Source organism: Weizmannia agrestimuris (assembly GCF_943193165.1).
GTDB classification, from domain to species: Bacteria; Bacillota; Bacilli; order Bacillales; family Bacillaceae_C; genus Weizmannia; species Weizmannia faecalis.
In genome coordinates, this window is the sequence record NZ_CALPDC010000063.1 from 1 (window position 1) to 12,364 (window position 12,364).

A 12,364-nucleotide genomic window follows, 5' to 3' on the forward strand; every position below is an offset into this window, starting at 1 on the left:
GTACAATTAGATGATAGAGCGTCTTCCCATTTTTTTCCACTCATTTGCCCCTTCGAGTAAAATTTTACACATACCATTTTTTTGGGAGACTTTTATTTTGTCAAATTTACAGCCCCCGCAAATTCGGGGGCTTTGAACTTTGCAGCAGACTCTAGGATGTAAAAGTATTTTACCCGGACTTCGATCATTTTACACACAATTTTTTACCTACGTAGGATTTGCTGTATAAGCAAAATCCCCAAATTTGGCATGGATGCTGACCGCTTTGGCAAAAATTTTTACAACAACTCCAGGGAAAAGCTAGCACTCGAAAACCGACTCAACGTATTAAGAAGACAAAATTACACATTTTCGCAAATGGATTCTTCTATACTTTGAGACAGGGCTTGCTGACAAATTGGGTACAAACTCAAAATCGGATTCGTTCAGCAAGCCCTCATGACTTCGCCTTTTAAAAAAAGTGCATAACGGAGGAAAATGGCGAGTTCAATGAATCAGCCCAAGCCGCATTGCTTTTACAGCGGCTTCCGTCCGGTTTCTAGCGTGAAGCCGCTTCATCAGGCTTGAGACATAATCCCGGACCGTATACTCGCTCAAATGCAGCATTTCCGCTGCTTCCGTCGTCGAGGCCCCGTCCGCCAAGAGCTGCAAAATATGGATTTCCCGGGCGGACAGCTGGACGAGTTCCGGCTGCTTTTCGTCCCACTGGTTCGCTTTTAAAAACTTGGCCAGCAGTTCACCTGCGCTCTGACCGAATTTCAACAGCGCCGTAAATGTGCTGCTGTCCACTTCAAAAAACTTCCCCGGCCCCTGGTCCAAAATGGCACCGCCAATTAACACCCCTTCTGACGGCACATAAATCGGGGCAACCACGACCGATTCCAGCTCAAACTCCTTCACATACTGCATCGGAAACTCTTCTGACGCTTTTGGGATATACAGCGGCTGGAAATGCTGTACCATATTTACCTGCTGCCCCTTCCCCAGCAATATTTTGGAAATGGAAGGGAAACGGTCGATCGTCTCCTTTATATTCCGGATTGCCGTATTGTTAAAATGGTAGCCGAACAGGCCGAATCCCGCGGCATCGCTCTGCGAATAACGGAACAGGGCACAGCGCTCAAACGGCAAATATTGTGCGTAACCAAAAGCGATGTTTTGGATCGCTTCATTTAAATCCTGGGAGCGCATAATCCATTCGTTAAATAAAATGACTGCATCTTTCCACTGGTCGCCCGCATATACTTTTCCGTTTCGTTCCTCCTCCATCTGCAACAAATGCATCGCATAGGTTAAAAACGGGATTGTGGCCGAAACATCCTGGTCGCTCATACAAAAAATCAACGTCTCGTTTTTCCACGGAACCGGAAACACATCCCGCCTTTCATCCGGTTTCCGGCGCGGCGTCCGCTTCAGCAGCGCTTCCGACAGCCAAAACCATGAAGGATCCGTCCGTTCAAACAGCCCGCTGTCAATCGCGTTCTCCTCCATCCCGATCACTTTCTTCAGCCGGTACCCCCCATCCACATGGCTGACCCTTGCAATCCACTCGATTCTGAGCTGCTCGGATTTGGTTAGCTGCTCACAAAATGAATCCATTTGAAAAGTTTCCTGTTTGGAAATGAGCAGCATTTCTTCGCAGATTTTCGAAAACAGGTACTGGACGGAAGGATGCAAATGAAAAGACCGGGTCGTGCTTTCTTTTATGGCTTTATGAACAGAGTTTTCAATCAGTGTTAAAATAAAGATGAGAACATGCGGTTCCGGCGGGCGGTGGAATTCCTTCACCCATTGCGACCGGATATCGTCAATCAGCGTCTCAACCGATTGCTGGCCGGAACGGAAAAAGGCGACAAAACAATTGAAAGCGAATTCAAAAGCATCCGCACTGCCTTTATGTGTTTCTCCCAAATACTGCAAAATTCCCGTACATTCCGCAATAATTTGCTGCTGGTGCGAGCGCAAAAGGTCCACTCCATGTTTCATGACCATGTCCATATGCGCATTTAACGACAGCGACACCTTTCTCCCTCCTTTGTCTAACCCCTTACCGGTCTTTTTTCCTATAATATTATCATAATCATGCCTGGTTGGCGCGCAAAAAAACATACCGGCTTTCCGACACGATATTTGTAGGCCATAAGCCATTGAATTCCCTACAATAATAGGAATATATTTTTTTGTCCAAAATGAATAAAATAAAGAAAAATGTAAGCGATATCATTTGGAAAGGAGGGGATTTTTCACCTAAATATTTTAGCGTACCATCTTTTTTAAATGATCAAGTTTTAAAGGGGAGGATTGTTACATGAACGAAGGGGCATTAGTCTTACAAGGACAAGGGAGAACTTCAAAAAAATGGTTTTTTACCGCTCTGCTTTCAGGCCTTATTTTTTTGGGGGGACTTTTAGCTGTACTCGGCATTAACGGGGTTGCCGTTGCAGCAACTGTCGGCGGCATTGGCAAATTCAATGTTTCATTCAAACAAATGCAAGGTACCGGGTTTAAATTATACGGGAGTTTATACGGGGATCCATCCAAAGGGGAGGACCATGTCAAACCGGTCTTTGTCAATGAAATTGATAAAGTGACGATCCAGGACTTGGTTATTTCAAAAGATGTTAAGATTCCGGTTCTTGGCGATTACCAGGTGAAAATTACGGCGGGCGACGGAAACACACCTGTACACCTTAATGGGCTGATTCAAAAAGCTGCGCTTGTCCAGGGGGATGCAGTCTTCACCAATATGAATATTTCGGAAAATTATGTCACTGCCGATGACCCTCAAGCTGCTTCAAAGGCTTTTACACAAGGGGCAGATACTTTAACGATCAAAAACGGCAGCCTGGATACACATTACCTATTCCAAAAAGTCGCAAATCTTCCGAACCTAAAAGTGCAGTTTGTCAAAAAATAGGCTTTTCTTCAAGGAGTGATCATAATGGGCAAGTTCCATATGTTCCGCATGAAATTTAGAAACTGGAGAAGAAGCCGGCCATTCTGGGGGGCAACGTTTACGTTGCTCTCCGGGATGATCATTTTATATGTGCCGGTCCAACTTCTTGAAATTGCAGCCGCGCCCGGAAGCATGGTGTCGATCGGCCTCATTTTCGGTGGCTTGATTTTTCTGATCGGCGGAATGGGTTATTTTTTCCCAAAATTTAATATGGTGTTCGGCATTTTGGCCATTTTTCTGTCTGTCCTTTCCATCATGGGGGCGATGGGCGGATTTTTCATTGGAACCCTGCTCGGTATAATCGGCGGGTCTTTATCTGTTTCATGGCGGGTAATCAGGCAGGAGGAAGTGCCGGCTGGTGTGGGCCCGATGGAAGAAATTGCCGCAGGGAGTGCAGAAGAAAGATAAAGACTATACACAGAAATGGTGAGGCAAGTGAAGAAAACAAAATCTTTCCTATTGACAGCCGCATTTATTGCATTTAATTTTTGCTTTTTTACAAACATTTCAGTGGCTGAATCCCCCGTAACAGACGGCTTCATCATTGAAGCAGACCGCGTGGAAGGCGCGATGCTTCCGCCCGGGATTACAGCAGGCGATACAGCGACAAAACAAAATCAGGTCATGCTCCGCCTGCAGTATGCGGATGTCACCATTTACGGCCTGAAAATCACAAAAGTGCTGCAAACGCCTGAGGGACCGGTGACGATCCATATGAATGCCCCCGGCCCGATTCAATTGAAAAATATGCGGGTCGATGCCACAAAGGTGAACTTTGGCGGCATTTACGTTCCGGAAAAAGCCGGACAGATCGGCATGAAAAACGTCCGCCTTGTTGCCCATCAACAGCTTGCTGACAATGCCGATCTGCCGGGTCTTAACCTATCGATGGAAACCGGCGCAGCCGATATTGACACTTCCGGTTCAGATGAGGAAACATTGCGAAAGCAGGCTGATCAGCTGACACAACTGCTGCAGGGCGGCACTCCTGAAAAAAACAAAGAAGAAAAAAACGACAAGTCTGATACGGCTGATAAAGCGAAGGATGGCACGCAGGATAAAGCGAAAACAGAAAAACAGGATACAGAAAAACATAACGATGCGAAAACGGATGGCAAGGTTACGGATCAAAATAAAAATAAGGAATCAGAAAACACAGATGATACAAAATTGGACAACACTGGCACAGAACCTGCTTCCGGTCAGGAAACGGAAAAGAATCGCACCACTACAAAGACTGCTCAGGATCAGAGCAGCACAGATAAAAATGTTCAACAAAAAGAAGGCAGCAGCGCCGGAAATTAGGGGCGCACTGCCTTCTTTCCCATTATTGGAATAATCCCCGGATCGCGTCAAAGATGTTTTGGAAAAAGTCTTTTACGCTTTGCCAAAAATCTTTGTCTCCGGCCGCTTTGTTGATCTTATCGCTCAGTTTGTCGGACAAGGAACTCAATTCGCTTTTGACCGAACCAAAATTGATGTTGAGCTTACGCATCTGGTCGAATAAATCATACAGCAGCTGGCGGTCGGAATCGCTCAAATTGATGTTTAAATCCTTCAATTTATCATCAACGATTTTTTCAATATCTTCTTTTGTTGCCGGATGCTGGTTTGCAATTTCCTGCTTAATTTCCGTAAGAAGCTGGGTCACTTGATCATTGCTTAACCCTTCCTTTTTCGCCAGATCCGTTGCAACACTCAGTTCCTGGCTGGCCACTTCCGTCCGGTCTGAATTAAGTTTATCCCCGGTTTTATCCGAATTGTCATAAGCTTTATAAATACCGACAAGCGCTGAATGTCCGGTTACTTTGAGCGGGGAAGCCACTTCTACTTCCGCATTTTTAATTCCGGCAGTGAGCAGCGCATTTTTATACATATCCGCCGTTACTTCTGTAATATTTTCCGGTGTTACAATATTCACCTGGATACCGCCGGAGTCCGTTCTTGTAATTTTTGCGGATGAATACATGTTCGAATTGCGGTTGCCATCAGGGATGTAATGGACAAGATCATCGCCGGTTACGGTAATCTCTTCGACATTGTTTGCATCGTCCACGCCAAGTTCCTTTTCCACCTCTGCTTTTTGCGAGGCAGAAAGAGCCGCGCCTGTCGCAACGATCGGTTTCCCGTATTTTTCATCGATCACTGTACTGTTATCGCCGGACGCTTTTGCCACGCCGTTCATGGTGAACCCAAGCGCAATCATAGCGATGAACCAGATCCATCCCAATCTTTTTAGCATTCTTTTTTTTCCTCCCTTTTTGAAATGTTGCGGGCTTGCCGCGCTGCCATTTCAAAAGCCTACAAACCTGCTCATCATGATGCATCATTTCTATTATACACGATTGCACCTTCCGTTTTCCCTAAAAATATGATGAGAAAACCAGGGCCTAGTGTGAGGGAGGTGCAACAATTTTAACCATGTACGGAAAGTTTATTTAGAGCGTCCCTATGTGAAGATAGACGCAATTTTTCATGCCCTTCCTTCACTTAAAACACATCTACTTTAAGATAGATGCAGACTTTCACGTTCTTCCTTAACATAGAAAACCTCTACGTTAAGATATGCCCCGCCGTCCTCTTCCTTCACTTCAATGCCCATGCCGCAACAAAGGCGGCATGGGCAAATTAGTTTCGACTATATAAAGTAAACTTGGACCCCAGCACGTTTTTTTGCAGCTCGGCGGTCATCCGAACAATGTCCGGATCCGGTCTAACGATGGATTTTGCCTGTTGATTGTGGATGGCATATACCGGTTTCGCCTCCGATTGTGCCTGCGTCATCTCCCACTTCTCTCCCTTTTTTTCCAAAGTGAGACTGATCACGCCGAGATGACTCCCCCACTTGCCGGGCATTACTGCTGGCACGCCATTGATTGTCCCTTTCCGGATATCGACGCCGGGGACGCCGGCAAAAAATTCGCTTGGGAACACCCGATGCTGATGCCCAAACAGAATAGCATCGATCCCTTTTACCTCGCTTAATAAATAAACGGCATCGCCTGTATAAAACGGTTGTTTCGCAGCCGGATCCACACCACAATGGGCAAGCGCGATGATCAGGTCGGCTCCTTCCGCCTTCATTCGCGGGACAAACCAGGCAGCCGTATGCAGGATGTCCTTTGCTTTGACTTTGCCGCCAAGGCTCGGTTTTTCCCATTCAATGACTGAAGGCGTAACAAATCCGATGACCCCGATTTTCAGATGATGATGGTGCCCGCTCCGGTCTTCCACTTTTTTATCCAGAATCACATAGGGTTTGAAAAAATTTTGGTCATCTGTATCATTTTTTTCGAAATTATAGTATATATTGGCATTTACAAACGGAAACTTTGCTCCATTGATCGTCTGTTTCAAAAAATCAAGTCCGTAATGAAAATCATGATTGCCCACGGTCGCTGCGTCGTAATTTAAATGATTCATCACGCGGATAAACGGATGAATTTCCCCCTTTTTTAACGGTCGACGGGCAACATAAGCAGCCATTTCGTTCCCTTCAAGTAAGTCCCCATCATCAAACAGCATCGTATTTTTTGCCGTCTTCCTCTCCGCTGCAATGAGTGAAGCCGTAAGAGCAAGGCCATAAGTCTCCGCCTCAGTGCGAGCGGCATAATCATAATTCAGCATATAGCCGTGCAAATCCGATGTCTCCAGCAAACGCAAGTCGACAGTGGCCCGTTTCGATTGAAACCAAAAAGCCGCATCCGCATGTTCCGTCCGGGGAAAAAGAGCGAGGGACAGTACCGCTACCCACAGTAGCATTTTTTTGTCCATCTTTATCCCTCCAAAAAATCAATACATGCTGCTGTGAATAGTTTGTGCCCTAGGGCGCTCATTATTTCAGTCCGACCGGTAACAATCCTTGGAAAGAGAGGCACAATTTTTCCCGACAAAAATCTGTACCGCTCCAAAATCAAAGCCGATCAAGGTAAGCATTTCTTCTGGCGACACATCAAGAAGGAGTTCAACTTATACGGATGAAGTTTTCACACCGAGTCCAAGCGCCAATTTGCATCATGACTCCAGTAGGCAACAGAGCTAGCATAATTTGATGGAAATGTAAAAAACTACCGACGTTCTTTACTCGCAAACAAAAAAGGCGCGCTGCCTCTATTCCGGCAGTGCACCTTTTTTAACTTCATCGCTCATCTCTTAAGATTCCGTTACATATTTGTGATCTTTGGCATCAGTATCGTGCCCGCCGCCGCTGATTTCGGCAAGGTACGCTTCTGCTTTTTCTTTATCATATTTTCCTTCCCATTTTGACACAATAATGGTTGCAAGCGTATTGCCAACGACATTGCAGGCTGTTCTTGCCATATCCAGAATACGGTCAATGCCAGCAATAAATGCTAAGCCTTCAAGCGGAATCCCGACCGTCCCCAGCGTCGCCAAAAGGACAACGAATGAAACTCCTGGAACACCGGCGATGCCTTTTGATGTAACCATCAGCACAAGCACCAGCGAAATTTGCGCACCGATGGACATGTGAATCCCGTACATTTGCGCGATAAACAGCGCCGCCAGCGACTGGTACAAGGTCGAGCCGTCCAGGTTGAATGAGTACCCCGTCGGAATCACCAGTGTGGTGATCGATTTCGGGCAACCGAATTTTTCCATTTTCTCCATGAGCCTTGGCAGCACCGCTTCCGAGCTTGCAGTGGAATAAGCAAGGATCAATTCGTCTTTCAGGATTTTGAAGAGATTGAAAATATTTACGCGGAAAAGCCAGGCAATCAGGCCAAGCACGACAACCACAAAGAAAATAATCGTGCCGTAAACCGTGAAAACAAGCTTGCTTAGCGGAATCAATGACTTGAGGCCGAATTGTGTAACGGTTACACCAATCAGGCCAAATACACCGATCGGAGCCACTTTCATGACCAAATTAGTGACATAAAACATCGCTTCACTGACACCCTGGAAAAAGCGGAGCACCGGTTTTCCTTTTTCCCCGATGGCTGCCACCCCAATCCCGAACATGACAGAGAAGAAAATGATTGGAAGCATATTCCCTTGTGAAAGGGATTCAAACAAGTTCGTCGGCACGATACTTAAAATCGTATCGACTATGCCATTGTGTTGCGTCTCTTTTGTTGTTTCCACATAGCTGCTGATCGATGTTTTTGCCAATGAGCCCATATCCACCCCTGTCCCCGGATGAAACAAGTTTCCGGCCAGCAGTCCTACTACAATCGCGATGGTCGTGACAATTTCAAAATAAATCAATGCTTTCAGGCCAAGCTTTCCAACCTGTTTCATATCGCCTGCGCCGGCAACACCGACAATCAAGCTTGAAACGACAATCGGAATCACAATCATTTTAATCAAGCGCAAAAAGAAGTCGCCAAACGGCTGGAGAATATGGGCCACGGTGTCATTGCCGTGGAAAATGCCGCCAATCGCAATACCTAGTATCAGGCCGATAAAAATCTGCCAGGCTAAGCTCACTCTTTTCATGAAGTTTCCCTCCCAGATGCCAATATTTTTCAAAAAGCGCAGTACGCAAGCTGCATACCGGATTGTTTGTAAAACTCAAATCGCAAGTCCTGCCAGTTTCCGGCTTTACCCCGAAAACCAAATTTGTGGATTAAAAAAACCACGAAAGAGAGAAATTCCTTCGCAGCATTTTTGCTTAAAAGGCGTGTCCAAAAAACACACACAGTTCTCTCCAGACGCTTACGAGGTTAGCTGACGGATTAGGGAATAAAGAGTTTCCCTACCTTTCAATGAAAGGTTTCACCCCTGGTGCATAGAACACCTGTTGGTTCCCCCGTTTACATAAACATGTAATTGAGCGATGATATGAAGTTTTTAAAAAATAAAAAAACAACTCATCCTTCTTCAATGTTTTAGCGTCCTTTGCCATTATATAATATTTTAATATAATATAGCAAATAAATTTTTTATAGGGAGGGCTCGGGCGCGATCGCGTTGCATATCCGACAATTCGGTATGGGTAAAACTTTACTGGAAGAGGCGAATGAGTGAAAAAAAGGGCAGGCACTCTATTACCGAAATGTACACAGCTAAATGAACATCTAGAGAGTGTTCTTCTCATGGATTATGAAAGGAGTCTTATTGACCGGAAATAGCATTCCACTCCTCAATTTGTTAAAATAGAGCCAGTTGATACTTTGTGAAAAGAGGTACATTATGACACTTTTTTATTTTGTGCGCCATGGCCAGACAGAATGGAACGCCGACCGGAACAGATATTGCGGTAGAAGCGATATCGGTTTGTCGCAGACGGGCGTGCGGCAGGCGGAACTGGCGGCAGGCGTTTTAAAGGACATTCCTTTTGATGTTGTTTATGCATCCACATTGGGCCGTGCTGTCCATACGGCGGAAATACTTGTTAAGGGGCGGAATTTGAAAATCCATCAAGATCCACGTCTTGTCGAAACGGACTTCGGTGCCTGGGAAGGAGAACGCCAGGAAGATTTTACCGTAAAATATGCGGATAATTGGGAGGCCTGGCTAAAAGATCCGGGTGCGACACATGCGGGTTATACGGGGGAAACGGCCGTCCAGGTCTATAACCGTGTCCGTGCCTGTATCGATGAGCTGGTGGAGAAACATCCGGAAGAAACCGTTCTTGTTGTTGCCCACAGCATGGCAATCCGCTTTTTCGTCGCCGGAACCCTTGAAGTCCCGTTTAAAAATTACCGGATGATCCCACAAGACAATACTGGAATTACGATTTATAAAGAGATCCCGGAAAACGCCGGATTTCTGGCCATTAATCTTAATACGCACTTATCTTCCATAAAAAGTTGAGAGTTGCACCTATGCTGTAGAACCCTGCCCATGCCGGTTGAACAATGGAACCGCATGGGCAGAGGCTATATTGGGGCTGGGGCATTTTGAACGTAAGCTACAATGCTTTTTTATAATTGATTTCCTCTAAACCTGGGATAAGGTTGGTGGACATGGACGTCATGTAAAGGAAAACAGGGAATGTCGATTTTATAAAGGCATGGAACTGTCCTGCCTGCTTGAGGGGTTGCGAACTGTGGACTTGGTAAAGAGACTGACCGCTTGTCCGGACTTATCTTTGCCCGCATAAGTCAGTTCAACGTATAGAGAAGTTAGCATTCCTCTTTCCGATAGAGGCATTCTTTTATATATTGAGGCAAAGCCAGAATGGAATTCGTTCAGCAACCCTTTTGCGTGCCAGTATGGGACTAGAATCGTTAACGGTGTTATGGAAGGGTGGATAAATAGACCCGTCATTTTAATGAAAGCGTTTACAATTTAAAAAGGGGTTAAATCAGCATCGTTTTCATGCTAAACTGGAAGGGAGACTGTAAAAAAAGAGCCTGGAGACCATATTACTCTTACTTTGAATTTGGGAACAGTAAGTAAGAATCATGAGAAAATAGGGGGGTATTTTTTGCTGAAGCATCTATTTTCTTTGTGTCTCCGGCTCTTTGTCAACTTTTTGTAACAGATGCTCTTCAACAAAATAATTTCTATACACTTATATTATACACAATTATTTTGGAAGTCAACCATCTTTTTTGATTTTTTTTAAGGAGCAGTAGCAATGGCCGATCACGGGAATGAAAACATGGAAAACGTTAAAGAAATATTCGCAGCCCGATTGAAAAAAGTGCGGACAGCTCAAGGCTACAGCCAGCCTGAACTTGCGAAAAAAGTCGGGGTAAGCGACCGGAACATTTCGAACTACGAAACTGGATACAGTTTTCCTTCTATTAAGGTGTTATACCGTATTTCGCAAGTGTTAAAAGTTTCAATTGATTATCTTTTGGGCCTTACCAACCATGCCGGTCTGAAGACAAATGAAGCGGTCAGTAATCCGGAAAAGAAACTGCTTGAAACGTTGAGCCATGAGCCGGATTTATACCAAATGATGCTGAAAGATCCTGAGAAAATGGCAAACCGGATTTATCAGACTTGGAATTTGATCAGGGAACTGGACGACGAGGATGACAGAAATACATAATCGGGGGGCGGCTGAATACGAAAAAGCCCAGGACTCTGAAAGAATTCCAGGAACGAAAAAACAAGGGGGATTTTAGACCGAAAGTTGTTTGGAAGTGCGGCGAAATCGAAATTAATCAGTTTTATGGGTGCTTTCTTCTGTTTGGATTTTGTTGAATGAATCGAATACAAGCCAAGTAAGGTTTGCTCAGCAAATCTTACTTGGGACTTACTGAATAAACAAGGGTAGAGGCTTGACAAGGATTCGGTCAGCTTGGCCAACTTTAATGTAAAGGTTTCATCAAAAATGCAGGGAAAAATTTGCACGCTAAAGCTAATTCAACTTGTAGAGAAGACAGCACTCAAGCATTTCTTCTATAATATCGAGACAGCACTTGTTGACAAATCGGTTACAAGTTAAAATCTGATTCGTTGAGCATGTTCTAATCGGGGATTACTAAATTCATCGGAAATTTCGGATATGGTAAGGGGTTTTCCTCTTGTTCCGATACTTTCCAGCTTTACGAATTACGATACTTCTTGGTTTTTCTCAGAAACCAGCATGATCATAAATGACTTGTCTCGCTATCACGGTCAATTTTCCCAAGCGTATAAATACGACAAATTAGAAAAGAACTTGACATTTAAGACCTTTAACCTGATTTATGTACTTAATTCCATAAACCAATAAAGGTTGGGAAAAAAATAAACAATTCACTAGTACCAGCGACTCTAGATTTCGGTGTTTCAAATTTTAGTAATTAATATGTCTCCGTAAAACTATCCTATAAAAAATAAACAAAATATTGCCAGTTTGTTGTCTGCCGCAAAAAGTAGTTCTCCATGTAATGGATACTCAGGCTGGATTTTTAAAACTTAAACCTGAATCCGTGACGAAATTTTCACTTAACGTTAACCCATTCGCATGAAATCTAGTATAATAAGCATATCCATTAAATTTAACTCATTCCACATTCAGGTGATCTAATGAAAAAGTTAGTGATAGAAGCCACGAAAGAACGAATTGTTGCCCAAAGCGGTTTAGCGATAGTAGGGAATTTACTAAATCTAACGAATTTAGCTTCCAGGTTAAATGCCTATCGACTCCCTGATATTTCCAGAAATCCCGTCTGTTCCAATGCTGATGTAGCCAAATCCTATATTGGCCTGCTTTGCCAAGGAAAAAGTGATTATGACAATATTGAAACCTTCCGCGAAGATGCCTTTTTTGCACTGGCTTTGGATATCCAAAGGGTTCCTTCCAGCCCGACTTTAAGGCAGCGATTGGACCATGCTGCCTTGACGGAAAAATGGAAAGCGATCTTGCATGAAGAATCGCTGAATCTGATCCGCAATACAAATGCGGAAATTAGCCCAGTTTACTCCAAAGACAAGCCGTATATCCCGGTTGATCTGGATGTCTCCCCTTTTGATAACTCCAAAACAAAAAAAGAAGGAGTG

The 12,364-nt window shown here is 44.4% G+C and carries 10 protein-coding genes and 1 riboswitch; of the genes, 6 read left to right on the plus strand and 4 right to left on the minus strand.

The genetic code is table 11. The features are described 5' to 3' along the window. Positions 1-486: 486 nt before the first annotated feature. Complete coding sequence (locus NFR98_RS14695) at positions 487-2,022, minus strand: response regulator transcription factor (protein WP_110134170.1); 1,536 nt, start codon at positions 2,020-2,022, stop codon at positions 487-489. A 286-nt stretch (positions 2,023-2,308) separates the two neighbouring features. Here NFR98_RS14695 and NFR98_RS14700 point away from each other — a divergent pair, with 286 nt between their 5' ends. Genes NFR98_RS14700 through NFR98_RS14710 form a run of 3 tightly spaced genes read left to right on the plus strand, consistent with a single transcriptional unit; the run spans position 2,309 to position 4,261 of the window. Then, the gene (locus NFR98_RS14700) at positions 2,309-2,917 is read left to right on the plus strand and encodes a DUF6230 family protein (RefSeq protein ID WP_014097216.1); all 609 of its coding nucleotides are present in this window, start codon (positions 2,309-2,311) and stop codon (positions 2,915-2,917) included. Positions 2,918-2,941: 24 nt separating this feature from the next. After that, positions 2,942-3,364, plus strand: coding sequence for a DUF6114 domain-containing protein (locus tag NFR98_RS14705; protein ID WP_017551460.1), 423 nt, complete (start codon positions 2,942-2,944; stop codon positions 3,362-3,364). Positions 3,365-3,391: 27 nt separating this feature from the next. After that, positions 3,392-4,261: a hypothetical protein gene (locus NFR98_RS14710; RefSeq protein ID WP_251460486.1), complete on the plus strand. Its 870-nt coding sequence runs from the start codon at positions 3,392-3,394 to the stop codon at positions 4,259-4,261. Positions 4,262-4,283: 22 nt separating this feature from the next. Here the strand turns inward: NFR98_RS14710 and NFR98_RS14715 are convergent, their stop codons facing one another. From NFR98_RS14715 to NFR98_RS14725, 3 genes are all read right to left on the minus strand, one after another. Then, on the minus strand, positions 4,284-5,198 hold the full coding sequence (locus NFR98_RS14715) for a DUF1002 domain-containing protein (RefSeq protein WP_179234661.1): 915 nt from the start codon (positions 5,196-5,198) through the stop codon (positions 4,284-4,286). Positions 5,199-5,584: 386 nt separating this feature from the next. Next, positions 5,585-6,730, minus strand: coding sequence for a metallophosphoesterase (locus NFR98_RS14720; protein ID WP_026684954.1), 1,146 nt, complete (start codon positions 6,728-6,730; stop codon positions 5,585-5,587). A gap of 378 nt (positions 6,731-7,108) precedes the next feature. Beyond that, positions 7,109-8,416: a cation:dicarboxylate symporter family transporter gene (locus tag NFR98_RS14725; RefSeq protein ID WP_110134171.1), complete on the minus strand. Its 1,308-nt coding sequence runs from the start codon at positions 8,414-8,416 to the stop codon at positions 7,109-7,111. 202 nt (positions 8,417-8,618) lie between these two features. Continuing rightward, positions 8,619-8,766, minus strand: a riboswitch (cyclic di-AMP (ydaO/yuaA leader). Positions 8,767-9,112: 346 nt separating this feature from the next. Between NFR98_RS14725 and NFR98_RS14730 the strand changes: the two genes are divergently transcribed. The 3 genes from NFR98_RS14730 to NFR98_RS14740 all read left to right on the plus strand — a co-directional run. Further along, positions 9,113-9,736: a histidine phosphatase family protein gene (locus NFR98_RS14730; protein ID WP_251460488.1), complete on the plus strand. Its 624-nt coding sequence runs from the start codon at positions 9,113-9,115 to the stop codon at positions 9,734-9,736. A 769-nt stretch (positions 9,737-10,505) separates the two neighbouring features. Next, positions 10,506-10,925, plus strand: a complete 420-nt coding sequence (locus NFR98_RS14735; RefSeq protein ID WP_035183676.1) for a helix-turn-helix domain-containing protein — start codon at positions 10,506-10,508, stop codon at positions 10,923-10,925. A 965-nt stretch (positions 10,926-11,890) separates the two neighbouring features. After that, positions 11,891-12,364: transposase family protein (locus NFR98_RS14740; RefSeq protein ID WP_496197723.1), on the plus strand; the 474-nt coding region annotated here is incomplete at its 3' end.